The sequence below is a fragment of the Enterobacter dykesii genome (genome assembly GCF_008364625.2).
Lineage (GTDB): Bacteria > Pseudomonadota > Gammaproteobacteria > Enterobacterales > Enterobacteriaceae > Enterobacter > Enterobacter dykesii.
This window is the reverse complement of sequence record NZ_CP126604.1, coordinates 1,892,674-1,917,856: the sequence shown is the minus strand read 5'-3', so window position 1 is coordinate 1,917,856 and position 25,183 is coordinate 1,892,674. Positions and strand designations below refer to the sequence as shown.

At 55.7% G+C, this 25,183-nt stretch carries 28 protein-coding genes; 18 read left to right on the top strand and 10 right to left on the bottom strand.

The genetic code is table 11. The features are described from left to right. Positions 1–42 precede the first annotated feature (42 nt). The gene (add, locus tag F0320_RS09200) at positions 43–1,044 is read left to right on the top strand and encodes an adenosine deaminase (protein WP_126328362.1); all 1,002 of its coding nucleotides are present in this window, start codon (positions 43–45) and stop codon (positions 1,042–1,044) included. Positions 1,045–1,097: 53 nt separating this feature from the next. On the opposite strand, the gene F0320_RS09195 is transcribed toward add, so the two are convergent. Further along, positions 1,098–2,138: an oxidoreductase gene (locus F0320_RS09195; RefSeq protein ID WP_032657704.1), complete on the bottom strand. Its 1,041-nt coding sequence runs from the start codon at positions 2,136–2,138 to the stop codon at positions 1,098–1,100. Positions 2,139–2,381: 243 nt separating this feature from the next. On the opposite strand from F0320_RS09195, the gene blr reads away from it, so the two are divergent. The 12 genes from blr to gstA all read left to right on the top strand — a co-directional run bounded on the left by blr (position 2,382) and on the right by gstA (position 12,551). Beyond that, complete coding sequence (blr, locus tag F0320_RS09190) at positions 2,382–2,507, top strand: division septum protein Blr (protein WP_168112406.1); 126 nt, start codon at positions 2,382–2,384, stop codon at positions 2,505–2,507. A gap of 231 nt (positions 2,508–2,738) precedes the next feature. After that, positions 2,739–2,954 (top strand): transcription modulator YdgT, encoded by a 216-nt coding sequence (ydgT, locus tag F0320_RS09185; protein WP_013096896.1) that lies wholly within the window; start codon positions 2,739–2,741, stop codon positions 2,952–2,954. Positions 2,955–3,040: 86 nt separating this feature from the next. Next, complete coding sequence (locus F0320_RS09180; protein WP_029740310.1) at positions 3,041–3,481, top strand: DUF2569 domain-containing protein; 441 nt, start codon at positions 3,041–3,043, stop codon at positions 3,479–3,481. A 76-nt stretch (positions 3,482–3,557) separates the two neighbouring features. Continuing rightward, on the top strand, positions 3,558–4,139 hold the full coding sequence (gene rsxA, locus F0320_RS09175) for an electron transport complex subunit RsxA (RefSeq protein WP_014883581.1): 582 nt from the start codon (positions 3,558–3,560) through the stop codon (positions 4,137–4,139). Next, positions 4,139–4,717: an electron transport complex subunit RsxB gene (gene rsxB / locus F0320_RS09170; protein WP_028012918.1), complete on the top strand. Its 579-nt coding sequence runs from the start codon at positions 4,139–4,141 to the stop codon at positions 4,715–4,717. The genes rsxA and rsxB overlap by 1 nt, the downstream gene beginning before the upstream one ends. After that, positions 4,710–6,740, top strand: coding sequence for an electron transport complex subunit RsxC (gene rsxC / locus F0320_RS09165; RefSeq protein ID WP_149323853.1), 2,031 nt, complete (start codon positions 4,710–4,712; stop codon positions 6,738–6,740). Before rsxB ends, rsxC begins: the two co-directional genes overlap by 8 nt. Then, entirely contained in the window at positions 6,741–7,793 is a 1,053-nt protein-coding gene (gene rsxD, locus F0320_RS09160; protein WP_126328360.1) for an electron transport complex subunit RsxD, read from the top strand. Positions 7,794–7,803: 10 nt separating this feature from the next. Then, positions 7,804–8,424: an electron transport complex subunit RsxG gene (rsxG, locus tag F0320_RS09155; RefSeq protein WP_126328359.1), complete on the top strand. Its 621-nt coding sequence runs from the start codon at positions 7,804–7,806 to the stop codon at positions 8,422–8,424. A 2-nt stretch (positions 8,425–8,426) separates the two neighbouring features. Next, a complete protein-coding gene (locus F0320_RS09150; protein ID WP_023617347.1) occupies positions 8,427–9,113 on the top strand; it encodes an electron transport complex subunit E in 687 nt (228 codons plus the stop codon). Beyond that, complete coding sequence (gene nth / locus F0320_RS09145; protein ID WP_008500570.1) at positions 9,110–9,745, top strand: endonuclease III; 636 nt, start codon at positions 9,110–9,112, stop codon at positions 9,743–9,745. The genes F0320_RS09150 and nth overlap by 4 nt, the downstream gene beginning before the upstream one ends. A gap of 591 nt (positions 9,746–10,336) precedes the next feature. Beyond that, a complete protein-coding gene (gene dtpA, locus F0320_RS09140; RefSeq protein ID WP_033145330.1) occupies positions 10,337–11,845 on the top strand; it encodes a dipeptide/tripeptide permease DtpA in 1,509 nt (502 codons plus the stop codon). A gap of 100 nt (positions 11,846–11,945) precedes the next feature. Continuing rightward, entirely contained in the window at positions 11,946–12,551 is a 606-nt protein-coding gene (gstA, locus tag F0320_RS09135; protein ID WP_126328358.1) for a glutathione transferase GstA, read from the top strand. Positions 12,552–12,611: 60 nt separating this feature from the next. On the opposite strand, the gene pdxY is transcribed toward gstA, so the two are convergent. From pdxY to anmK, 5 genes are all read right to left on the bottom strand, one after another. Next, positions 12,612–13,472, bottom strand: coding sequence for a pyridoxal kinase PdxY (pdxY, locus tag F0320_RS09130; RefSeq protein WP_126328357.1), 861 nt, complete (start codon positions 13,470–13,472; stop codon positions 12,612–12,614). A 66-nt stretch (positions 13,473–13,538) separates the two neighbouring features. Next, positions 13,539–14,813, bottom strand: a complete 1,275-nt coding sequence (tyrS, locus tag F0320_RS09125; RefSeq protein ID WP_047648003.1) for a tyrosine--tRNA ligase — start codon at positions 14,811–14,813, stop codon at positions 13,539–13,541. A 125-nt stretch (positions 14,814–14,938) separates the two neighbouring features. Further along, complete coding sequence (pdxH, locus tag F0320_RS09120; protein WP_024909355.1) at positions 14,939–15,595, bottom strand: pyridoxamine 5'-phosphate oxidase; 657 nt, start codon at positions 15,593–15,595, stop codon at positions 14,939–14,941. A 57-nt stretch (positions 15,596–15,652) separates the two neighbouring features. Next, the gene (mliC, locus tag F0320_RS09115; protein ID WP_126328356.1) at positions 15,653–15,976 is read right to left on the bottom strand and encodes a C-type lysozyme inhibitor; all 324 of its coding nucleotides are present in this window, start codon (positions 15,974–15,976) and stop codon (positions 15,653–15,655) included. Between the two features lie 93 nt (positions 15,977–16,069). Next, the gene (anmK, locus tag F0320_RS09110; RefSeq protein WP_149323854.1) at positions 16,070–17,194 is read right to left on the bottom strand and encodes an anhydro-N-acetylmuramic acid kinase; all 1,125 of its coding nucleotides are present in this window, start codon (positions 17,192–17,194) and stop codon (positions 16,070–16,072) included. 255 nt (positions 17,195–17,449) lie between these two features. On the opposite strand from anmK, the gene slyB reads away from it, so the two are divergent. Both slyB and F0320_RS09100 read left to right on the top strand, forming a co-directional pair. Further along, positions 17,450–17,917 carry an outer membrane lipoprotein SlyB gene (gene slyB / locus F0320_RS09105; RefSeq protein WP_008500578.1) on the top strand — a complete coding sequence of 156 codons (468 nt, stop codon included), beginning with the start codon at positions 17,450–17,452 and terminating at the stop codon, positions 17,915–17,917. A 199-nt stretch (positions 17,918–18,116) separates the two neighbouring features. After that, positions 18,117–19,478 (top strand): sensor domain-containing diguanylate cyclase, encoded by a 1,362-nt coding sequence (locus F0320_RS09100; protein WP_126328354.1) that lies wholly within the window; start codon positions 18,117–18,119, stop codon positions 19,476–19,478. A gap of 36 nt (positions 19,479–19,514) precedes the next feature. Here F0320_RS09100 and slyA read toward each other — a convergent pair whose 3' ends face one another. Then, positions 19,515–19,955: a transcriptional regulator SlyA gene (gene slyA / locus F0320_RS09095; RefSeq protein ID WP_033145325.1), complete on the bottom strand. Its 441-nt coding sequence runs from the start codon at positions 19,953–19,955 to the stop codon at positions 19,515–19,517. 186 nt (positions 19,956–20,141) lie between these two features. On the opposite strand from slyA, the gene F0320_RS09090 reads away from it, so the two are divergent. Genes F0320_RS09090 through F0320_RS09080 form a run of 3 tightly spaced genes read left to right on the top strand, consistent with a single transcriptional unit; the run spans position 20,142 to position 23,274 of the window. Further along, on the top strand, positions 20,142–20,378 hold the full coding sequence (locus F0320_RS09090) for a DUF1656 domain-containing protein (RefSeq protein WP_126328353.1): 237 nt from the start codon (positions 20,142–20,144) through the stop codon (positions 20,376–20,378). Positions 20,379–20,380: 2 nt separating this feature from the next. After that, complete coding sequence (locus tag F0320_RS09085) at positions 20,381–21,241, top strand: efflux RND transporter periplasmic adaptor subunit (protein ID WP_047651420.1); 861 nt, start codon at positions 20,381–20,383, stop codon at positions 21,239–21,241. Continuing rightward, positions 21,241–23,274 carry an FUSC family protein gene (locus tag F0320_RS09080; RefSeq protein WP_126328352.1) on the top strand — a complete coding sequence of 678 codons (2,034 nt, stop codon included), beginning with the start codon at positions 21,241–21,243 and terminating at the stop codon, positions 23,272–23,274. The genes F0320_RS09085 and F0320_RS09080 overlap by 1 nt, the downstream gene beginning before the upstream one ends. Here F0320_RS09080 and sodC read toward each other — a convergent pair. The 3 genes from sodC to F0320_RS09065 form a co-directional block, all read right to left on the bottom strand. Beyond that, on the bottom strand, positions 23,253–23,771 hold the full coding sequence (gene sodC / locus F0320_RS09075; protein WP_047061660.1) for a superoxide dismutase [Cu-Zn] SodC: 519 nt from the start codon (positions 23,769–23,771) through the stop codon (positions 23,253–23,255). The two genes, F0320_RS09080 and sodC, sit on opposite strands and share 22 nt — an antisense overlap. Before the next feature lie 80 nt (positions 23,772–23,851). Beyond that, positions 23,852–24,748, bottom strand: a complete 897-nt coding sequence (locus F0320_RS09070; RefSeq protein ID WP_126328351.1) for an aldo/keto reductase — start codon at positions 24,746–24,748, stop codon at positions 23,852–23,854. 48 nt (positions 24,749–24,796) lie between these two features. Next, positions 24,797–25,036 carry a DUF1289 domain-containing protein gene (locus tag F0320_RS09065; protein ID WP_010430327.1) on the bottom strand — a complete coding sequence of 80 codons (240 nt, stop codon included), beginning with the start codon at positions 25,034–25,036 and terminating at the stop codon, positions 24,797–24,799. Between the last annotated feature and the right edge of the window lie 147 nt (positions 25,037–25,183).

Below are 25,183 nucleotides of genomic sequence, written 5' to 3'. Positions count from 1 at the left end.
TTTTTATAATATGGCGCACTTTAACCAGAAAAGAGTGCGACCATGATTGATACACGCCTGCCTTTAACTGATATTCATCGTCACCTTGACGGTAACATTCGTGCCCAAACCATCCTCGATCTTGGCCGCCAGTTCAATTTAACGCTTCCTGCTCAGACGCTTGAGTCGATGATCCCTCACGTACAGGTAACCTCAAATGAACCGGACCTGGTCAGCTTCCTGAGCAAACTCGACTGGGGCGTGAAGATGCTGGCCTCGCTTGATGCCTGTCGCCGCGTGGCGTTTGAAAACATTGAAGATGCGGCCCGTAACGGCCTGCATTACGTCGAGCTGCGCTTCTCGCCGGGCTATATGGCGATGACCCACGCCCTGCCCGTTGCAGGCGTGGTGGAAGCCGTGATTGAAGGCGTGCGCGAAGGATGTAAAACCTTCGACGTTCAGGCCCGTCTGATTGGCATTATGAGCCGTACGTTCGGCGAAGCCGCCTGCCTGCAGGAGCTGGAAGCGCTGCTGGCCCATCGCGATGCCATTACCGCCGTCGATCTGGCCGGTGACGAGCTGGGCTTCCCGGGCAGTCTGTTCCTCTCCCACTTCAACCGCGCGCGCGATGCCGGCTGGCACATTACCGTGCATGCGGGTGAAGCGGCTGGCCCGGAAAGCATCTGGCAGGCCATCCGCGAGCTGGGCGCCGAGCGTATCGGTCACGGCGTGAAGGCCGTAGAAGATCGCGCCCTGATGGATTTCCTGGCGGAGCAGCGTATCGGGATTGAGTCGTGCCTGACGTCTAACATTCAGACCAGCACCGTCGCAACGCTGGCGCATCATCCGCTGAAAACGTTCCTCGAGCACGGCGTGCTGGCCTCACTGAACACCGACGACCCGGCAGTACAGGGCGTGGATATCATCCACGAATACAACATCGCCGCACCGCAGGCGGGTCTGAGCCGCGAGCAGATCCGTCAGGCGCAGATCAACGGGCTGGAGATCGCCTTCCTGACGCCTGAAGAGAAGCAGGCGCTTAAAGATAAAGTGGCTCACGGTTGAGCATTTGCCGGGTGACGGCTACGCCTTACCCGGCCTACAACAGCATTTAAGTCTTATGCCAGACAGAGCGTGGCGCGATGTTTGGCAGATTCGATGCCCAGCTCAATCAGCTCCATAATCTGAATCGCCTGGCTGGCCGGAACCGGATTCTCCCCCGTACCGTTCAGCGCATCGCGGATGCCCGCGTAATAGGCCGGATAGTTGCCCGGGATCGTCAGCAAGGTCTCCTCAACGAGTTCCTCACCTTCCACCCGCGTTACCACGCCGTCGCGCATATCATAGCCCCAGTCTTCCTGCGGTAAACGTTCACCGCTTTTCAGCCGGTCCTCCTGGGGATCGAGGCCAAACTTCACGTAGCTCCCGCGCGTGCCGTGAATGATGTAGCGGGCCGATTCCGCGGCCGCGACCATAGTGCCGTGCAGCACAATCCGGCGCTGCGGATAGCTGAGCACCGCGTGGAAGTAATCGGTTGTCTGCGCGCCGGGCCTGAGCTGGGCCAGATCGACCGTCATGCTCACCGGCAGACCAAAAAGATTGACGGCCTGATCCAGCAGATGCGGGGCTAAATCGTACCAGATGCCGCTGCCCGGACCGGCCTGCTCTCGCCAGCGGTTTCGTACCTGCGGACGGAAGCGGTCAAAGTGCGATTCAAAAAAGAGGATCTCCCCTAGCGTGCCTTCACTGAGAAGCCTTTTTACCGTCAGAAAGTCGCTGTCCCAGCGGCGGTTATGGAACACCGACAGCAGCCTGCCCAGACTCTTTGCCAGCGCATCCAGTTCGCGAGCCTGAGACAGGGTGACGGTAAAGGGCTTATCGACCACCACGTGCTTACCGGCCTCCAGCGCGGCCTTTGCCAGCGGAAAGTGGGTGTCGTTCGGGGTGGGGATAACGATTAAATCAATATTCGGATCGTTGAAAAGGTGTTTTGGCTCAGAGACAACCGGCACGGAAGGCCAGTCGGCATGGACTTTAGCGGCATCGCTGCTGGATACCGCAGCCAGGGTCATCCCCGGCGTCCCGGCTATCAGAGGCGCATGAAACGTTTTGCTTGCATACCCGTAGCCGATAAGCCCAACGCGGATATTATCACTCATAGTGCCGTCCTCTTTTATGACGTTCTTATTTCACACTGGCTAGCCTGGCATTACCACAGATTAATAATGTGCCATATGACTTAAAATAGCAGGTTGTAGGGGTTGTTTTTGTTACATAGTATTAACCCACTGATTTTATTTAAGGGAACCGTTCCCAAAGCGCTTGCCGTCGGGGAAACGTCGCTGTAACATTTGCGACCTGTATTTATGGATAAAGTACAACTACGAATCATGACGTCAATTATTAATCGAATCATTGAATTAGCGGGATGGATTGTCCTTGGGGTTTCGGTCATTTTGCTGGGCGTTGCCAGCCATATCGATAACTACCAGCCGCCGGAGCCTGTCACAGTCGCCCAACCTAAGTAACCGGTTACTGCAATAAAGAGTGACATAATATGTCAGTTACTTATTGCCAGCCCTGGTGAACACGGTTAACCTTCTCTTCCAGGCATCGTCTGATGCCTGAATTTCAGCAAAGAAAACTCCTAATTTCGTCGCGTTACCTGAGTGGGCTGTTTACGTCTTTATTAATCCGTTTATTATTCGAACGAATTACCTTAACTGGTATTACTCACTTTTATATGGAAACTTATTAATATGACAGTTCAGGACTATTTATTAAAATTTCGCAAGATCAATTCGCTTGAGAGCCTGGAAAAACTGTTTGACCATCTGAACTACACCCTGTCGGATAATCAGGACATCATTAATATGTATCGCGCCGCTGACCATCGCCGTGCGGAGCTGGTTTCCGGAGGTCGTTTGTTCAACGTGGGTGAAGTGCCTAAGTCCGTATGGCGTTACGTTTTATAAGAAAGTAGCCATCCGCGCGAAATGTTATATACTCTCCGCCCTGCAAACTGGCTGTACAACATTTCGCGCAGATTATGGGAGAGTTCATGACCGCAACGCCTGGAGATCGCATTGGAGGCTGGTTAATCGCCCCACTGGCATGGCTGCTGGTTGCCTTATTAAGCGCATCACTTGCGCTGCTGCTGTATACCACCGCGCTGATTACTCCTCACGCTATCCAGACCCTGATGTCGCAAAGCGTGCTGAATATTGCGATGTGGTTTGTGTCGTTCGTTTTCGCGATTGGTATGTGGTACTACACCCTGTGGTTGACCATTGCCTTCTTTAAGCGCCGCAAAAGTGTACCTAAACACTACATTATCTGGCTGCTGATTTCGGTTCTGCTGGCGGTTAAAGCGTTTGCTTTTTCGCCCGTATCAGATGCTCTGGCCGTTCGTCAGCTGCTTTTCCCGTTACTGGCCGCCGCGCTGCTGGTCCCCTATTTTAAGCGTTCGACGCGGGTAAAAAACACCTTCGTGAACCCGTAATAACCTTACAGATAACCTGTTGTCGCCTGCGTGAGTTTGTCCGATAATAGGCGGCTTTTTTATTTCAGGCTAAATAATGACCGATTACTTACTGCTCTTTGTCGGCACCGTGCTGGTTAACAACTTCGTTCTGGTGAAGTTCCTTGGCCTGTGCCCGTTTATGGGCGTGTCCAAAAAGCTGGAAACGGCGATGGGCATGGGGCTGGCGACAACCTTCGTCATGACGATGGCGTCCATCTGCGCGTGGTTGATTGATACCTGGATCCTCATCCCGCTCGGGTTAATCTATCTTCGTACGCTGGCTTTTATTCTGGTCATTGCGGTTGTGGTGCAATTTACCGAGATGGTGGTGCGTAAAACCAGCCCGGCCCTCTATCGCCTGCTGGGTATCTTCCTGCCGCTGATCACCACCAACTGCGCCGTTCTCGGCGTTGCGCTGCTGAACATCAACCTTGGCCATAACTTTATGCAGTCGGCGCTGTACGGTTTTTCCGCCGCCGTCGGTTTCTCATTTGTTATGGTCCTGTTCGCGTCGATTCGCGAGCGTCTGGCGGCAGCGGATATCCCCGCGCCCTTCCGCGGTAACGCGATTGCGCTGGTGACCGCAGGTTTAATGTCTCTGGCCTTTATGGGCTTTAGTGGTCTGGTGAAGTTGTAATGAATGCTATCTGGATTGCCATCGCCTCTATCAGCGTCCTGGGGTTGGTGTTTGGCCTTATCCTGGGTTATGCCTCCCGCCGTTTCGCGGTAGAGGACGATCCTGTTGTTGAGAAAATTGATGAGCTCCTGCCGCAAAGCCAGTGCGGGCAGTGCGGCTACCCGGGCTGCCGTCCCTACGCGGAAGCGGTAGGCATTCAGGGTGAAAAAATTAACCGCTGCGCCCCTGGCGGCGAAGCGGTGATGCTGAAAATTGCGGCCCTGCTTAACGTCGATCCACAGCCCGTTGATGGCGATGCGGAGGTGCAGGAACCGGTTCGCGCCCTCGCCGTGATCGACGAGGCAAACTGCATCGGCTGTACCAAATGTATTCAGGCCTGCCCGGTTGACGCCATTGTTGGCGCCACCCGCGCCATGCACACCGTCGTGGCGGATCTGTGCACCGGCTGTAACCTCTGCGTGGCCCCCTGCCCGACGCAATGTATTGAGCTGCGCCCGGTTGAAACGACTACCGAAAGCTGGAAGTGGGATCTTCAAACCATTCCGGTTCGCAATATTCCTGTGGAACAACATGCTTAAGTTATTTTCTGCTTTCAGAAAAGAGAAGATTTGGGACTTTGACGGCGGTATCCATCCGCCAGAAATGAAAACCCAGTCCAACGGCACGCCGCTGCGTCAAATTCCGCTGGCGACGCGTTACGTTATGCCGCTCAAGCAGCATATTGGCGCTGAGGGCGAGCTGTGCGTGAAAGAAGGCGATACGGTTCTTCGCGGTCAGCCGCTGACCTTTGGCCGTGGGCGTATGCTGCCGGTGCACGCCCCTACCTCCGGTAAAGTGGTGGCGATTGCCCCTCATACGGTGGCGCATCCGTCCGCGCTGTCTGAGCTGAGCGTGATCATTGAAGCCGACGGCGAAGACCGCTGGATCGATCGTGACGGCTGGAGCGACTACCGCAGCCAGAGCCGCGAAGCGCTTATCGAGCGAGTTCATCAGTTCGGCGTCGCCGGGCTGGGCGGCGCGGGCTTCCCGACCGGCGTCAAGCTGCGCGGCGGTGGCGATAACATCCAGACGTTGATTATCAACGCCGCCGAGTGCGAGCCGTATATCACCGCCGACGATCGCCTGATGCAGGACTGTGCTGCCCAGGTGGTGGAAGGCATCCGCATTCTGGCGCACATTCTGAAGCCGCGGGAAGTCCTGATTGGTATCGAAGACAATAAACCGCAGGCCATCTCGATGCTGCGCGCCGTGCTGGCGGGCAGTCACGATATTAGCCTGCGCGTTATTCCGACCAAGTACCCTTCTGGCGGCGCAAAACAGCTGACGCAAATTCTCACCGGCAAGCAGGTCCCGCACGGCGGACGCTCTTCGGATATCGGCGTGCTGATGCAAAACGTCGGCACCGCCTATGCGGTGAAACGCGCGGTGATTGACGGCGAGCCGTTGACCGAGCGCGTGGTGACGCTGACCGGCGAGTCGATTTCTCGTCCGGGCAACGTCTGGGCGCGTCTGGGTACGCCGGTGCGCCATCTGCTGGAACAGGCTGAGTTTTGCCCGGCCAGCGACCAGATGGTGATCATGGGCGGCCCGCTGATGGGCTTTACCCTGCCGTGGCTCGATGTGCCAGTGGTCAAAATCACGAACTGTCTGCTTGCGCCTTCCCCGACCGAAATGGGGGAAGAGCAGGAAGAGAAAGGTTGCATCCGCTGCAGCGCCTGTGCCGATGCCTGCCCGGCGGATCTCCTCCCGCAGCAGCTGTACTGGTACAGCAAAGGCCAGCTGCACGATAAGGCGAAAGCCCATAACCTGGCCGACTGCATTGAATGCGGCGCCTGCGCCTGGGTCTGCCCGAGCAACATTCCGCTGGTGCAATATTTCCGCCAGGAGAAGGCCGAGATTTATGCCATCTCCATGGAAGAAAAACGCGCTGCGGAAGCCAAGGCGCGCTTCGAAGCGCGTCAGGCGCGACTGGAGCGCGAAAAAGTCGCGCGTCAGGAACGCCATAAGCAGGCCGCCGTTCAGCCTGCCGGGAAAGATCAGGATGCGATCAACGCCGCACTGGCGCGCGTTCGCGAGAAAAAAGCCGATGCCGCCCAGACGGTGGTGATCCAGGCCGGGGAAAAACCGGATAACAGCGAAGCGATTGCCGCCCGCGAAGCGCGAAAGGCTGCGGCTCGCGCGCGTCAGGCGGAAAAAGCGCAAACGGTTCAGGCAGATACTGAGATCGACCCGCGTAAAGCGGCCGTTGAAGCGGCGATTGCTCGCGCCAAAGCCCGCAAAGCTGGAGAACAGCAGGTAGTCGTCGAGCAAGAAGCGGTCGACCCACGCAAAGCCGCCGTCGAAGCGGCGATTGCTCGCGCCAAAGCCCGTAAGGCTGCGCAGCAGGCGCCAGAGGCAGTATCAGAAGCAGAAGCACCACCGGTCGACCCGCGTAAAGCCGCCGTCGAAGCAGCGATTGCCCGCGCCAAAGCCCGTAAGGCTGCGCAGCAGGAAGAGCAGCCGCAGGCCGCCAACGATGACCCGCGTAAGGCCGCCGTCGCCGCCGCCATTGCGCGCGTTCAGGCGAAGAAAGCCGCACAGCAAGCCGTAAACGAGGATTAAATGGTTTTCAGAATCGCAAGCTCCCCTTACACCCACAATCAGCGCCAGACATCGCGCATTATGATGCTGGTCTGCCTGGCCGCGCTGCCGGGCATTGCCGTTCAGTGCTGGTTTTTCGGCTGGGGAACCCTGTTCCAGATAATCCTGGGCTGCGCCAGCGCCGTCGCGGCGGAAGCACTCGTCCTGAAGCTGCGTAAGATGACGGTGTCACGCATTCTGGCTGACAACTCCGCGCTGCTGACCGGCCTGCTGCTCGCCATTAGTATTCCACCGTTTGCCCCGTGGTGGATGGTGGTGCTCGGCACCGTGTTTGCCGTGATCATTGCCAAACAGCTCTATGGCGGGCTCGGCCATAACCCGTTTAACCCGGCGATGATTGGCTACGTGGTGCTGCTGATCTCCTTCCCGGTACAGATGACCAGCTGGCTGCCACCGCACGAGATTGCGGCCACGGTTCCCGGCTTTATGGATGCCCTGCACGTTATCTTTACCGGCCATACGGCGCTCGGCGCTGATATGAACGCGCTGCGCATGGGCGTGGACGGCATCAGCCAGGCGACGCCTCTCGATACCTTTAAAACGTCCCTGCATGCCGGGCACAGCGTTGAGCAGATTATGAAATCCGCGATTTACAGCGGCATGCTTGCAGGCGCAGGCTGGCAGTGGGTCAACCTGGCGTATCTGCTGGGCGGCCTGTTTCTGCTGCAGCAGAAAGCCATTCGCTGGCATATTCCGGTCAGCTTCCTCGTGACGCTGACGGTTTGCGCGACCCTGGGATGGGTCTTCTCTCCTGAATCACTCGCCAGCCCGCAGATGCATTTGCTCTCCGGTGCGACCATGCTAGGTGCTTTCTTTATCCTGACGGATCCGGTGACGGCGTCAACGACTAACCGCGGCCGCCTGATCTTCGGCGCGCTGGCGGGCCTGCTGGTATGGCTCATCCGCAGCTTTGGCGGGTACCCGGACGGCGTCGCGTTTGCCGTCCTGCTTGCCAACATTACCGTTCCGCTCATCGACTATTACACGCGCCCGCGCGTGTACGGCCATCGCTAAGGGTTTCGCCATGTTAAAAACGATGCAAAAACACGGCGTCACGCTGGCTGTCTTCGCCGCGGTCCTGACCGGGCTGACGGCCCTGGTTAACTCGTTAACCAAAACGACCATCGAAGAGCAGGCTTCAAAGCAGCAAAAGGCGCTGTTCGATCAGGTGATCCCGTCCGATTTCTACGATAATGACCTGCAAAAGAGCTGCTTTGTGGTAGACGCGCCGCAGCTTGGGAAAGGCCCGCACCGCCTCTTTATCGCCCGCAAAGGGGATAGACCGGTAGGCGCGGTGATGGAAGCGACGGCGCCCGACGGCTATTCCGGCGCCATTCAGCTGCTTGTCGGCAGCGATTTCTCTGGCACTATTCTGGGTACTCGCGTGACGGAACATCATGAAACGCCGGGTCTTGGCGATAAAATTGAAACCCGGCTGAGCGACTGGATTTTGCACTTTGCCGGTAAAGTTATCCATGGCGAAGGGGATACCGCGTTTGCGGTGAAGAAAGATGGCGGCGAGTTCGACCAGTTCACCGGCGCGACCATCACGCCGCGCGCCGTGGTGAACGCCGTAAAACGAGCCGGGCTGTATGCCGAAACGCTGCCCGCGCAACTCAACAATCTTCCGGCCTGTGAGGAGTAATCATGAGCCAGGTTAAAGAGGTTATTGTCCAGGGATTGTGGAAGAACAACTCCGCTCTGGTGCAGCTTCTGGGGATGTGTCCCCTGCTGGCGGTAACGTCCACCGCCACCAACGCGCTCGGTCTGGGTCTGGCAACCACGCTGGTGCTGACCCTGACCAACCTCTCCATCTCCGCCCTGCGCCGCTGGACGCCGTCGGAAATTCGTATTCCGATTTACGTCATGATCATTGCGTCGGTGGTCAGTATCGTCCAGATGCTGATTAACGCCTACGCGTTCGGGCTGTACCAGTCGCTCGGGATCTTTATTCCCCTTATCGTCACCAACTGTATCGTCGTTGGCCGTGCGGAAGCGTTCGCGGTGAAAAACAGCCCCGCCATGTCGGCGCTGGATGGTTTTTCCATTGGAATGGGTGCCACCTGCGCCATGTTCGTGCTGGGCTCGCTGCGCGAGATCCTCGGTAACGGTACGCTGTTTGACGGCGCAGATGCGCTGCTGGGCGGCTGGGCCAAGGCGCTGCGCGTTGAAGTGTTCCACACCGATACGCCATTCCTGCTGGCAATGCTGCCCCCTGGCGCGTTTATTGGCCTTGGCATGATGCTGGCGATAAAATACCTGATTGATGAGAAACGTAAGCGCCGCGCGGCTGAGCGTAGCGTTCTGGAAGGGACACCCGAGAAGGCTTCATGAATAAAGAAAAGCGCATTGCGATCCTGACCCGTCTGCGGGACGAGAACCCGCACCCGACGACGGAGCTGAATTTTACCTCCCCGTTTGAACTGCTGATCGCGGTGTTGCTCTCTGCGCAGGCGACCGATGTGAGCGTCAATAAAGCCACTGCCCTGCTCTATCCGGTCGCCAATACGCCAAAAGCCATGCTGGAACTGGGCGTGGAAGGCGTGAAGTCCTATATCAAAACCATCGGCCTGTTTAACAGCAAAGCCGAGAACGTCATTAAGACCTGCCGGATCCTGCTGGAACAGCACGGAGGCGAAGTACCGGAAGATCGCGCCGCACTGGAAGCCTTACCGGGCGTTGGGCGTAAGACCGCAAACGTGGTGCTCAACACCGCGTTTGGCTGGCCGACCATCGCCGTGGATACGCATATTTTCCGCGTCTCTAACCGGACTAACTTCGCGCCGGGGAAAAATGTTGAGCAGGTCGAAGAGAAGCTGTTAAAGGTGGTTCCGGCCGAATTTAAGGTTGACTGCCATCACTGGCTGATTCTGCACGGCCGCTATACCTGTATTGCCCGTAAGCCTCGCTGCGGCTCCTGCATTATTGAAGATCTCTGCGAATACAAAGAAAAAGTGTATCCATGATCGTCACAATCCCTTACTAAAAGAAGGGTTACCAGGCACCCTTCTTTTGGCCGTTATTTGTCCGTCTTTCATTCCACCTGACCTGTCACTTGTTCGGTTGTTTAACGCTCAAACAGGTTAATAGTTTTTTCATAGCCAAAAATTTCTATACATCTGTGATCGCGATCACCCTGATAACTTCATGTTGAATTTTTGTTGTCAAAATCCGCCTAAACCCTTTGTCTGACAAGATACTCTCCTTCCATCACCGAAGATAAGACCAGCTATTTTTCAGAATATGGCCCATATCACTGCATTAAGCGGCTAATAGCAGAACATATCGCCAAAAGCCGGTCAGAGTGGGTTAGTGCCAGTCGAAAAAACTACCTTTACTCATCGTATGAAATTTAACGCTGAATAACATTTATATGAACCGACGATTATACCACTACAGATATATGTAACAGATTATTACAAACGTATTGCCAGATGGGGCAGGATAGTGAACATTACCCGCCGTTTCTCCTCCCAATATAACTATAAGGCGTATGGACAACGGCCATCACGCTATGAACACCCCCGTTAATATGGGATGTAAAAAAAGAGGTATATGTGTCTACTGCAAACAATAAACCAACAGATGAAAGCGTGAGTCTTAACGCTTTTAAACAGCCTAAAGCGTTCTATCTCATCTTCTCTATCGAGTTATGGGAGCGTTTTGGTTATTACGGCCTGCAAGGGATCATGGCCGTTTACCTGGTAAAACAGCTGGGTATGTCCGAAGCCGATTCCATCACGCTGTTCTCTTCCTTCAGTGCTCTGGTCTACGGTCTGGTCGCTATTGGCGGCTGGCTGGGTGATAAAGTCCTCGGGACTAAACGTGTCATCATGCTGGGCGCCATTGTCCTGGCGATTGGCTATGGTCTGGTGGCATGGTCAGGGCATGATGCCGCTGTCGTGTATATGGGTATGGCGACGATTGCCGTCGGTAACGGTCTGTTCAAAGCGAACCCGTCATCCCTGCTTTCTACCTGCTATAACAAAGACGATCCGCGCCTGGACGGTGCATTTACCATGTACTACATGTCCATCAACATCGGTTCGTTCTTCTCGATGCTGGCAACCCCATGGCTCGCGGCGAAGTTCGGCTGGAGCGTGGCGTTTGCGCTGAGCTTCGTGGGCATGCTGATCACCGTGGTGAACTTCCTGTTCTGCCGCAGCTGGGTTAAAGACTACGGTTCAAAACCTGACTTCGAGCCTGTGCATATGGGCAAACTGCTGGCCACCATCGTGGGCGTTGTTGTCCTCGCGGCAATTGCCACCTGGCTGCTGCACAACCAGGGTATCGCCCGTGCCGTTCTGGGCGTGGTTGCTCTTGGTATCGTGGTTATCTTTGCGAAAGAAGCGTTCGCCATGCAGGGTGCTGCCCGTCGCAAGATGATTGTGGCGTTCATTCTGATGCTGGAAGCGATTATCTTCTTCGTGCTGTACAGCCAGATGCCAACCTCACTGAACTTCTTCGCCATTCGTAACGTTGAGCACTCAATTCTTGGCATCGCGTTCGAGCCGGAACAGTATCAGGCGCTGAACCCGTTCTGGATCATGATTGGTAGCCCGATTCTGGCCGCGATCTATAACAAGATGGGCGACCGCCTGCCAATGCCGCACAAGTTTGCTATCGGTATGGTGCTGTGCTCCGGCGCGTTCCTGGTGCTGCCGCTGGGTACCAAATTTGCCACCGACGCGGGTATCGTCTCCGTTAACTGGCTGATCCTGAGCTACGCGCTGCAGTCTATCGGTGAACTGATGATCTCCGGTCTGGGTCTGGCGATGGTTGCACAGCTGGTGCCACAGCGTCTGATGGGCTTCATCATGGGTAGCTGGTTCCTGACCACTGCCGGTGCGGCAATCATTGCGGGTAAAATTGCGAACCTGATGGCTGTGCCGGAAAACGTCACTGACCCACTGGTCTCCCTGAACGTCTACGGTACCGTGTTCATGCAGATTGGTATCGCGACTGCGGTTATTGCAGTTCTGATGCTGCTGACCGCGCCGAAACTGAATCGTATGACTCAGGACGACGACAAGACGGCTGAAGCGACCAAAACCGCTACCGCGTAAGATTATTGAGAAACGACGAGCCGCTAATGCATATTAGCGGCTTTTTTTTTATCCTTTCGCGCACTAACATAGCTGAAACCTCAGCAAAAAGGAGTTACCGATGAAACTGTTCTACAAACCGGGCGCGTGCTCTCTTGCTTCCCATATCACCCTGCGCGAGAGCGGCAAAGATTTCACGCTGGACGGCGTTGATCTGATGAAAAAGCGTCTGGAAAATGGCGATGATTTTCTTGCCATTAACCCCAAGGGACAAGTTCCGGCACTCCTGCTGGATGACGGTACTCTGCTGACCGAAGGCGTCGCGATTATGCAGTTCCTGGCCGATAGCGTGCCCGATCGCCAGCTGCTGGCGCCGGTCAGTACTATCTCTCGTTATAAAACGCTGGAATGGCTGAACTACATTGCCACCGAGCTGCACAAAGGCTTTACCCCCCTCTTCCGTCCGGATACACCGGAAGAGTTTAAGCCGACCGTGCGTGCGCTCCTTGAGAAAAAGCTGCAGTACGTTAACGAATCGCTGAAAGACGAACAGTGGATTGGCGGGTCGCGCTTCACGATTGCCGATGCGTATCTGTTTACCGTGCTGCGCTGGGCGCGAGCGGTTAAGCTGAATCTGGAAGGGTTAGACCACATTGCATCGTATATGAAACGCGTGGCAGAGCGTCCTGCGGTGGCTGCGGCGCTGAAAGCGGAAGGGTTGAACTAACCGAGCGGCCTGTGTTGCCGGGTGGCGCTAACGCTTACCCGGCCTACACGTTTTGGCCAGTTATAACCGGGTTGCGCTGAAATAGTGCTCCGGCTTCGCGATACGATCCTGTGCCGCAACCACCTGCAGTTCATATTCCTGCATCTCTTTCGTCGCAATCATGATCTCGTACACCGCTGCAGTAACGTGCTCCAGCGCGTCGCGTATTGTCGCCCCCTGCAGTAATTTCACCAGCAGCAGACCGCTGGTGACATCCCCAACCCCAACCGGCTGGCGCAGGCCGAAATCCACCAGCGGACGGCTAATATGCCAGGCGTCATCTTTCGTCACCAGAAGCATCTCAAAACGGTCCTGACTCAGCCCTGCGCGGGCGAGATGTTTTACCAGCACCACCTCAGGCCCCTGGGCTATCAGTTCGCGAGAAGCGCTTACCGCCTCTTCTACGCTGTTAACCGGACGCTCGCAGAGAATTTCGAGCTCGACCAGGTTTGGCGCAATGATATCGCTGGCGGGCAGCGCGTGGCGGACGTGAAACTCTGCAACGCCCGGCGCCACGATGCAGCCTTTCTCCGGATGGCCCATGACGGGGTCGCAGAAGTATTTTGCCGACGGGTTTGCGGCTTTCACCTGTCGCACGATGCCGAGGATATGCTCCCCCTGCTCCGCTGACCCGAGGTAGCCGCTCAGCACGGCGTCACAGCGTTTGAGCTGGTCGATATCGGCAATCCCCTGCACAACCTCGGTGAGGTGCGAAGGCGGCATTACGCAGCCGGTCCATTTGCCGTACTGCGTGTGGTTAGAGAACTGCACGGTATTAAGGGGCCAGACGTTGACGCCGAGGCGACGCATCGGGAATTCCGCGGCGCTATTGCCAGCGTGTCCAAAAACAACGTGGGACTGAATGGCGAGGATGTTCTTCATTTTTTGCTTACCAAACCCTGAAAAAACAAAAGGGGCGTGGTTTCCCACGCCCCTGGAGACTGTTACTTATTTCCAGCAGACAAGGCAGTAGTTTTTCTTACCGCGACGCAGCAGCGTGTAGCGTCCATACAGACGGTCGCCGTCAACGAAGGTGTATTCCGGGTCGGCCTGTTTCTCACCGTTGATGGTGATAGCGTTAGACGCGATGGTTTTACGCGCCTGACCGCGCGAAGGCTGGAGCTCAGAGTCCACCAGCGCCTGCATCAGATCAGCCCCTTTTTCCATCTCAACCATCGGCACGCCGTCCTGCGCCAGCTGTTCGAAGTCCGCTTCGCTCAGATCGCTCAGGGTACCGTTGAACAGGCTTGCGGTAATACGTTTTGCCGCGGCCAGACCTTCTTCACCGTGAACAAGTTTGGTGACTTCGTCCGCCAGCACGTACTGGGCGCGCGGGGCTTTACCGCTGTTCTTGTCTTCTTCTTCCAGCGCGTTGATCTCTTCAATGTCCATAAAGGTGAAGAACTTCAGGAAGCGGTAAACATCGGCATCTGCCGTGTTGATCCAGAACTGGTAGAACTTGTACGGGCTGGTTTTCTTCGGATCGAGCCATACCGCGCCACCTTCGGTTTTACCAAATTTGGTGCCGTCGGCTTTGGTGATTAGCGGAACGGTCAGACCGAAGACCTGGTTCTGGTGCAGACGACGGGTCAGGTCGATACCGGAGGTGATGTTACCCCACTGATCGGAACCGCCAATCTGCAGGGAAACACCGTGCAGCTTGTTCAGGCAGGCAAAGTCATAGCCCTGCAGCAGGTTGTAGGAGAATTCGGTAAAGGAGATGCCCTGGTCGTCACGGTTCAGACGCTGCTTCACGGCCTCTTTGTTAATCATCTGGTTAACAGAGAAGTGCTTGCCGATGTCGCGCAGGAAGGTCAGCACGTTCATGCTGCCAAACCAGTCGTAGTTGTTCGCGGCAATGGCAGAGTTATCACCACAGTTGAAGTCGAGGAACGGTGCAACCTGTTTGCGGATCTTATCTACCCACTCCTGCACGGTATCTTCGGTGTTCAGTTTACGCTCAGCGGCTTTAAAGCTTGGGTCACCAATCAGGCCGGTCGCGCCGCCCACCAGCGCAACAGGCTTATGGCCCGCCATCTGGAAGCGTTTCAGGCATAACAATGGAACAAGATGCCCCAAATGCAAGCTGTCAGCGGTGGGATCGAAGCCGCAATAGAGCGCGATCGGGCCTTGCGCCAGTCGCTCTGCTAACGCTTCCTCGTCCGTCACCTGGGCCACGAGGCCCCGCTCTTGCAATTGTTTAATCAAGTTACTGCTTGCCATCAAATTCTCCATGTATAAACGACTGCACCTTTGCCGGTACACGACTTTTCGCCTGATGCGAAAGGACCATAGAATAAAGCGCAAGCGCGGTGTGCGCTAGCGCTTAAATCAACAAATTTCGGGGATTACGGTGCCAGTCTGTCGATTTTCCAGCCGCCATTCTCGCGCTGGTATAAAAAGCGGTCATGCAGGCGATGTTCGCCCCCCTGCCAGAACTCCATCTGCTCAATCGGGATGCGGAACCCGCCCCAGAAGCTTGGCAGAGGAATTTCACCCTGCTGGAACTTCTGCTTCAGTTCCAGGAATTTACTTTCCAGCACGCCGCGGGCGGAAATGCGGCTCGACTGTTTTGATACCCAGGCGCCAATCTGGCTGTCACGCGGGCGGCTGTGGAAATACTTTACCACTTCCAGAGTTGAGAGGCGTTCCGCCTTGCCGGTGACCATTACCTGACGTTCCAGCATGTGCCAGGGGAACAGCAGGCTGATACGCGGATTGTTTTCTAAATGGTGCGCCTTGCGGCTGCCGAGGTTGGTATAGAACACCAGCCCTTTCTCGTCATAATGCTTGAGCAATACGATGCGCTGATACGGTTGGCCGTTTTCATCCACCGTCGCGACAACCATGGCGGTTGGGTCGGCGAGTTTCGCTTCGCAGGCCTGTTTCAGCCAGCGTTCAAAAAGCACGAGGGGTTCAGCGGGAAGATCCTGGCGACGCAGGCCGCCTTTAGTGTATTCACGGCGCAGATGCGCAATTTGCTGCAGTTCGTCGTTATCTGACATGGCGTTAGCTGACATTGAGAGTGGGTGGCGCTATTGTGCGCCGCCCCTGTAAAAATCTCAACGCTTCGGATTTTCGAGCTGACAATTGTTCAGCACAATGCGGTCGCGTTTGTAGACCGTGGCGCCGTCGCCTTTCGACCAGAAGACGTAGATACCATCGGTGTAGCGGGCGCCTGAGGCTGAAATGCCCTGCTTCAGCGTCAGCAATTTATTGTCGTAAACAAAACTGGCTTCCTGGCGTGGATTGTTGAGCTTCACAGTCAGCGGTTTTTCGTCGCAGCGATACTCCAGCGTATCGGTCTGCATGCGCTCAAGGAGCTGGTTATAGACGCTGCATCCTGACAGCAATAAAGGGGCGGCAATAAGAAGAAGTTTTTTCATGGGCGTATTCCGAAGACTTTCCTGGTCCTGGAGGGCATGGCTGCCCTCCTGTTTCGTTCCATTCTAACGACGACGCGCCGCGCTGAATTTCAGTTAACTCTGATTATGACGAGGATTTGCCGGGAAAATCGCCCCAAGGACGCTCGCCTCACGTGCACCGGTTACCGATGGCAAGTTGCCAGGCAATCCGGCAATGGTGCGCCAGGCGAGCCAGGCGAAAGCCAGCGCCTCCATATCATCCCCGCTGATGCCGGCCTCATCGGTCGTGGTCACTTCTGTACCCGGCAGTAGCCCCGCAAGACGCGCCATCACCAGCGGGTTACGGCTTCCCCCACCGCACACCAGCAGGCGCTCACAGCCGCCGCTGAGCAGAACCTGTTCGGAGATCGACACGGCCGTGAGTTCGGCAAGCGTCGCCTGGACATCCTGCGGCGCAAGCGCCGGGAATGACGCCAGCTGGCGCTCAAGCCAGCTAAAGTTGAAGTATTCACGCCCGGTACTTTTCGGTGCCGGTAAAGCAAAATACGGATCGCTCAGCATGGACTGCAGCAGCGGGATAATCACTTTCCCCCCGCTCGCCCACTCCGCGTTTTTATCATACGGTTGACCGCACTGACGCCAGATCCAGGCGTCCATTAACATATTGCCCGGGCCGGTATCGTAGCCGCGTACGGGCTGCCCAGGGATGAGCATCGACAGATTGGCAATCCCACCAATGTTGAGCACCATGCGCCGTTCTGAAGGGTGCGCCAGTAACGCCTGATGGAACGCGGGCACCAGCGGCGCGCCCTGCCCGCCAAGGGCGATATCGCGCCGACGGAAATCGCCAACCACCGTCACGCCCGTCTTCGCTACAATCTGGTTGTTATCACCGATTTGCAGGGTATGTGGGGCATCTCCGCCGGGTTCATGCCAGACCGTTTGTCCGTGACACCCGATGGCCACCACATCCTGCGGGCGAAGATGTTCTTTTTGCATCAAAGCCTGCACCGCATCCGCAAACAGCGCCCCCAGGCGGACATCAAGTTGTCCAAGCTGGGAGAGAGTCAGCTGCTGCCCCTGACAGATGCTCAGAATATCCTCTTTCAGTGAAATGGGGATTGGCCAGGTCAGGCTCGCCTGCTGCGCCACCATGTTTTCGTCAATGGCGGCCAGAACGACATCTACACCATCCAGACTGGTGCCTGACATCACACCAATGTAGCGACCCGATTTCATGCGCTTTCCTTACGTTGCGTGGGCTAAGGATATCCACTCAACCATAAACGGCGCAGCTTTGCCATCCGGCGATAATATTTTTTAACAATGTCAGACGGGTTACGCGGGCGGATCCTGTTTATGTCTCGTTAAGTCAAATTCAAGTACAATTTTCTTATTGTTAGTGCAAAGATATGAACTATGGCCGCTTATGCCATATAATTTAGCCATAACGGATGCCCCCAATCGGGCGTTTTTGGTGAACAGGAGATTCAAATGATTTTACGTGTACTGGGCGTTTCGCTGATTGGTTTAACTCTGGCTGGCTGTGTGAATGACAGTTCACTTTCTGGCGACGTTTACAGCGCTTCTGAAGCGAAACAGGTTCAGAACGTGACTTACGGTACCGTTGTTAATGCACGCCCTGTACAGATCCAGGGTGGTGATGAAAACAACGTGATGGGCGCGATCGGCGGTGCCGTGCTGGGTGGTTTCCTGGGTAATACCGTTGGCGGCGGCACTGGCCGCTCTCTGGCGACGGCCGCAGGCGCCGTTGCGGGTGGTGTAGCTGGCCAGGGCGTTCAGGGTGCGATGAACAAAACCCAGGGCGTAGAGCTGGAAATTCGTAAAGACGACGGCAGCACGATCATGGTTGTCCAGAAACAAGGCAGCACCCGCTTCTCTGCAGGCCAGCGCGTTGTTCTGGCAAGCAACGGAAGTCAGGTGACCGTTTCTCCACGTTAATTAAAAATGGATGTGGTCATCAGGCCACATCCATTTACATTATTTATCACTCCCACAAATATATTTACAAAATACACTCACCCTATCCATTATTAACCTCGCCATATATTGTTTCTGCGCAAAGTATTTAGCGCGCTAATTGATTAAACTCTTCGCAATACCCTCACCTTAATTCATTATAAAGTCATTAAAGCCATATATGTTTGCGAATCATCGTTCTGTAAAAGGTCGTTATATCTCGTTCTGCCTGGGTTGCATTGCTGTTATCAGCATATTACACGCCTTGTTTTCAAAAATTGCCGAATGGGTTCCAACCTTTTCGTCTCACTTGTTCCCTACGCTCACCATATTTCTACTGGTGTTTGATCTGTTTATTGCCTGCTTTATGGCAATGAAATACTGGTGTGACCGAAAAAGGTTGTATCTGGTATCGCTTGCTTTTGCCTTTGCCGGGTCGGCATCGCTGATGGTCGGAACGCTGTGCAGCTTTCCCGCCTGGCTGGACCTCTATCAGTTCAACGCGGTGAACTACAACGATGCGATGATCTTCTATATGTTCCGCCATCTTATAATGGCGGTGTTAATAATCGTTTCGGCAATACTTTATACCACGCGCAATTGTCCCCTTTCACGGCCGGCGCATATCGCTATTGTGAGCGGCGAGTTTCTCTTTACCGTCTTTGCAGTAGGATTGGCCTGGATGTATTCCAGTCATTCTTCTTTTTTATCCATTGATCTTGTTGATAATGAAACCCGTGAGTTTATGGTTCTCTGGAGCCACTTCATTAATATTGCATTAATTGCACTCTGGGTGGTCACATTAGCCACGCTGATGTTTATTACGCGCATACGTAACTTATTCTGGGTGGGCGGTAATTTTCTGTGCGTCTGCTATATCGTCACGCTCTCAATGCTGTTAGTGGGTGGACATGTAGAAGATATCTCCTGGTATCGCGCCCGCTTATTTGAAACTGTCGCCACGCTGATGATCATTTTTGTTCTGCTCTACGATGTTTTCAGGCTGTATCGCGACTCACACGTTAAGTATCAGCAGTCCTACCAGAACTCCATTCGCGACCCGCTCACCCGCCTGTATAACCGCAGCTATTTTTATGAATCATTAAAGCAGGCGCTGGATATCGCCAAACCCAGCCGCCCGGTTTCCGTCATCGTCAGCGATCTCGATCGCTTCAAGCGTATCAACGACACCTACGGGCATCTTCAGGGCGACAAGGTCCTGCAGTTTGTCGCTAATCTGCTGATGGATTCAGTACGTCCGCAGGACATCGCGGCGCGTATCGGTGGTGAGGAGTTTGTTCTGATGCTGGCCAACACCTCATCAGACGCGGCGTACCAGGTCGCGGAACGCATACGGTTAAATCTGAGCAGCTTCGATAACGCCAGCAGCGGCGGTCAACTACCGGAGCCAATCACCATCAGCATGGGGGTGTATACGGCGACGTCTCCCGCGATAGCCGCAGAAACGTGCGTGGAAAATGCCGACAAAGCGATGTATGAAGCGAAGGAGACAGGCCGTAACCGCGTGGTCGTCTTTAAGTAAAAAAAAGGCCTTGCTGCTGCAAGGCCTTGTTGTTTGTCAGTCGCGCGACTGTAGCTCATGGATGTTTTGCTCGAGGCGCCCAATGAGGCTGATGAGCATTTCCAGCTCCGCCGGTGAAACGCCAGACAGGATTTCACCGCGCGTCTTCGTAATCACGGCTTCCATTTCCGTGATTATAGGTGCCGCTTTCTCGGTGAGTTTAATCCGCTTGGCGCGACGATCGCTGGCGCAGGTTTGCCGCGAGATCAACCCCTTCTCTTCCAGCTGGTCAAGCGTGCGCACCAGCGACGGTTGCTCAATCCCTATCGCTTTTGCCAGTTGAATTTGCGACTGTTCGGGCGGCAGCTGATGAATGTTGTGCAGAGTGACCCAATGCGTCTGTGTGAGTTCCAGAGGTTTCAGGCGATGGTCAATCAGAGCACGCCAGACGCGTACCAACCTTGCCAGATCAGAACCTAATGGCGATTCCAATTTCATCTCCTTATAATTAGCTTGCTAAGTTATTATACTGATTTTAGAATAGTGTGCAGCATTTGTATTGCCAAAACAAATGCAATACTGCATTCATCGAACTTAAAAGTATGACTTACACTGAATCGTGATGCTTCATCATACTAAGACAAGCCAACGCGGCATTCTGTTCACTGCAAAGGATTTCTGCCCGTGACGTTTTTTCATCGCTCGGAGGGTTTACCCCTTCAGGACCTGATCTTCGGTGCGTCAGTCTACTTTCCTCCCCTGTTTAAGGCCGTTCTGGTGGGCTTTATCCTCTGGCTCATCGCGCATCGTCTGCTTCGCGACTGGATGTACTCCGGCGAAATCTGGCATCCCATGCTGATGGATCTTTCCCTGTTTGCCCTTTCCGTATGCCTGGGCCTTGCCGTTTTGACTGCGTGGTGAATATGTCTCTGAAAACGCTAAAGTACTTTTCCACCCTGTTTGTCCTTGCCCTCGCTCTGGTTGCGGGATGGTGGATGTGGAATTTTTATATGCAGTCGCCCTGGACGCGTGACGGCAAAGTGCGCGCCGAGCAGGTCAGCATTACCCCTCAGGTATCAGGAAGTATTACGACGCTATTGGTTAAGGATAACCAGTTCGTCAAAAAGGGAGACATTTTATTCCGCATCGACGACACCCCGTACCACATTGCGATCCTGAACGCTCAGGCGCAGCTGGCTAAAGCCCAGTCGGATCTGGCAAAGGCCAACAACGAGGCCAACCGCCGCCGCCACCTGTCGCAAAACTACATCTCAGCGGAAGATTTAGACACCGCCAACATCAACGTGAAGGCCATGCAGGCGAGCGTCAACGTGGCCGAGGCCACGCTGAAGCAGGCCCAGTGGGAGTTGACCCAAACGGTGATTACCGCGCCGGTTGACGGGTGGGTAACCAACCTTTCCGCTCGCGTTGGGAATTATGCAACCACGGGACAGCCCGTTTTTGCCCTCGTCGACAGCCACTCCTTCTACGTGGTGGGCTATTTTGAAGAGACCAAACTTCGCCATATTCGCGAGGGATCGCCTGCAGTTATTACGCTTTACAGCGGCTCGCAGAAGTTACAGGGTCACGTATCCAGCATTGGCCGCGCCATTTACGATCAAAGCGTCGAAACGGATTCAGGACTGGTGCCGGACATAAAGCCGAACGTTCCCTGGGTGCGTCTGGCCCAGCGCGTTCCGGTTCGCGTGGAGTTTGACCGTTTACCGCAGGACATTACCCTGGTGTCCGGCACTACCTGCACTGTCTCCATCGGAAACCAGTGATGAAGCTGCAGGGTCTCTCCTGGCAAAACACGCCGTGGATGAAAGCGACGCGTCCCCAGTGGCGGTACGCGCTGCGTAACGGCATTGCCATGTGTCTTGCGCTGACTGTGGCTTATTACCTGAACCTGGATGAACCCTACTGGGCGATGACGTCTGCGGCGGTGGTCAGTTTTCCAACGGTCGGCGGGGTGATCAGTAAAAGCCTTGGCCGTATCGCAGGCAGCCTGCTGGGCGCCACCGCGGCGTTAATTATCGCCGGCCATACGCTGAACGATCCGTGGCTGTTCCTGCTGAGCATGGCCGCATGGCTGGGGTGCTGTACCTGGGCCTGCGCCCATTTTACCAATAACGTCGCCTACGCTTTCCAGCTGGCGGGCTATACCGCCGCCATTATCGCCTTTCCGGTGGTTAACGTGCTCGACACCACCGAGCTGTGGGATATTGCCCAGGCGCGCGTCTGTGAAGTGATTGTCGGGATCCTCAGCGGCGGCTTCATGATGATGATCCTCCCCAGCACATCCGACGGCACCGCGCTCATCACCGCGCTAAAAACCATGCATACCCGGTTACTGGAGCACGCGAGCCTGCTGTGGCAACCGGATACCAGCGACGATATCCGCCTCGCGCATGAAAAGGTTATCGGGCAGATCCTGACCATGAATCTGTTGCGCATTCAGGCGTTCTGGAGCCACTACCGCTTTCGCCGCCAGAACACCCTGCTTAACTATCTGCTGCACCAGCAGCTGCGCATGACCAGCGCCATCTCCAGCCTGCGCCGGATGCTGCTCAACTGGCCGACGCCGCCTGAAAACACCCGAGCCGTGATTGAAACGCTGCTCGCGGCCCTTGCGCGCCCGGATGCGGACATTTACACCGTAGCGCGGATTATCGCTCCGCTCGCGCCGGCTGACGAGTACGACTACCGCCATCGCGCCTTCTGGCAGCGTCTGAACTACTTTTGCCGCCTGTACCTGCGCAGCAGCCGCTGGATTACGGCCGTCGAAAACGCAACCCCATTAACGGAGTTCAACGTCCCCGGCAGCCCGGCTCTTGCGCGCCATACCGACTATCTGGAAGCGCTGTGGAGCGGTTTTCGCACCTTCTGTGCGCTGATGCTGGTGGGGGCGTGGAGCATTACCACCCAGTGGGAGTCCGGTACGGCGGCCCTGACGCTTGCCGCCATCAGCTGCGTGCTTTACTCCGTTGCGGCCTCGCCGTTTAACTCGCTTACGCTGCTGCTGCGCACGCTGGTGCTGCTGTCGCTGTTCAGCTTCGTGGTGAAGTTTGGCCTGATGGTGCAGATAAGCGATCTGTGGCAGTTCCTGCTGTTCCTGTTTCCCCTGTTGACCACCATGCAGCTTCTGAAGCTGCAAATGCCTAAGCTGGCGGGTCTCTGGGGCCAGCTGATTGTCTTTATGGGCTCGTTTATCTCCGTGACGAATCCACCGGTTTATGATTACGCCGATTTTCTCAATGATAACCTGGCGAAGATCCTTGGCGTGGGGCTGGCGTGGCTGGCTTTTGCGGTGTTGCGTCCCGGATCCGATGCACGCAAGAGCCGCAGGCATATTCGGGAGTTACGCAGAGGGTTTGTCGATCAGCTCAGCCGTAAACCGCATCTGAGTGAAAACGAATATGAGTCGCTGGTCTATCATCACGTCAGCCAGCTGAATAACAGCCAGGACGCGCTGTCCCGGCGCTGGCTGCTGCGCTGGGGCGTGGTGCTGTTGAACTGCTCGCACGTGGTCTGGCAGCTTCGCGCGTGGGAAACGCGTTCCGATCCGCTGTCGCAGGTTCGTGATGTTTGCATCTCCCTGCTGCGCGACGTAATGAGCGAGCGAGGTGTCCAGCAGCGGCCGCTGGAAGCCACGCTGAATGAACTGCAGCGGATCTGCGATACGCTTGCACAGCATCATCTGCCCGCAGCCCGAGATTTGGCCTCGATAATCTGGCGCCTGCACTGCTCGCTCTCGCAGCTGGAACAGGCACCGCCGCCGGGAACGATTGGGGATCAGATCACGCCGCACGCATAGCGTGCCCCGCCGCCGCCGAGCGGTTTAGGCCGATCGGACATATTGTCGCCGCCGACATGGATCATCAGCGCCTTGCCTTTCACCTCATCCAGCTTTTTCAGTCGCGGCGCGACAACAGGATCGGTGGCTTTACCGTCGTTATTCACCACCAGCACGGGCAGATCGCCTAAATGCCCCATTCCCTCCGGGCCTTCATGCTTGCCGGAATGCTGCGGATCGAGGTGCCCTCCTGCCGCTTCCGCCGCCGACGGTTTACCTTCTTTTAAAGCGGGCTGACAGCTGCCTTTGGCATGAACATGGAAACCATGTTCACCGGGAGGGAGGGCTTTGAGGTTGGGGGCAAACTCCAGCCCTTTATCGGTTTCAGTGATTTTCACCGTTCCGATGGACTGACCCACACCCTGTGGGGTGACGAGATTCATTTCCACTTCGTCGCTGGCTGCCTGCGCCCCTGCGCAAACAACCAGCGTGACCAGTGCCAGAGCAAAACGCTTCATATGGCCTCCGCGGGTTATTTTTTGCCCCTTAAGTGTATACCAGGGGCAAAGATTTCACCGGAAAGTCACCTTCAGGCGGTTTATGGTACGTCGTAACCCAGCGCGGCCTTACGGATGCGGAACCACTGCTGACGGGTCATCTGTAGCTCCTCAGCGGCCAACGCGGAACGCACGCGTTCAATTTTACCGGAACCGATAATGGGCAGCGGTTTTGACGGCAGGCGCAGGATCCACGCGTAAACCACCTGTTCGATGCTTTCCGCGTTCAGTTCGCGGGCGATGGTTTCAAGCTCATTGCGCAGCGGCTGGAATTCCTCATCATTAAACAGGCGTCCGCCTCCCAGGCATGACCACGCCATCGGGCGAATGCGCAGCTGCTGCAGCTGATCGAGCGTACCATCCAGCAGCAGCGGCTGGTGTACCGGGGAAATCTCAACCTGGTTGGTGGCCAGGGTAAACGGCAGACGAGACTGAAGCAGCGCAAACTGTGCCGGGGTAAAGTTTGACACGCCGAAGTGACGCACTTTCCCACTCTGGTGCAGGTTCAGGAAGGCTTCCGCCACCTCATCGGCATCCATCAGCGGGTCTGGGCGGTGGATTAACAGCAGGTCGATACGATCGGTCGCCAGATTGACCAGCGACTGCTCGGCGCTCTTGATGATATGCGCGCTGTCGGTGATGTAATGACCTAGGGCATGTTCAGGTTTTGCCGTGGTGGCAATCCCGCACTTCGTGACGATCTCCATGCGATCGCGGAGTGCCGGAACCAGCTTGAGCGCCTCGCCGAACGCGGCCTCGCACTGGTAGTCACCGTAAATATCCGCATGATCGACCGTGGTGATGCCTAAATCGAGGTGCTCTTCAATAAAGCTCGCCAGCTGGAGGGGGGACATATTCCAGTCCATCAGGCGCCAGTAGCCCATGACAAAACGGGAGAATTCTGGCCCCTGGGGGGCAAGGGTAATTCGCTGAACCATAACATTTTCCTCAAGGATGTAATGTCATGAGTATACGCAATTACCGTGTTAAAAAAGTGAGGGTTGCTGGGGTTCTTCGGTCTCACCGGCTTTATTCGCGCGTATTTTGCGCAGAAGACGCTGTCGGCAGAGGCGTAACACGTCCTGCTTTTGCGTGTCGCTAAAGTTTTGCCAGTTAAAACGCTCATCGCGGGTACGCATGCACCCGCGGCAATATCCGCGTTCATCGACCTGACAAATACCCCGGCACGGGCTCTGGATGGGGAAAAACTCCAGCTGCTCTGCCACACTCACCTCCCGATAGCTCCTCTCACCTACAGTGAAGACGTTAATCGCGCCGCGTGCAAGGCCTGTATCACAGATTTGTGGCATTAAGGTTTCACTAATCTTCCCTCTCTATACTCGGCCCATCATGACAATAACGGGTCTACCGAT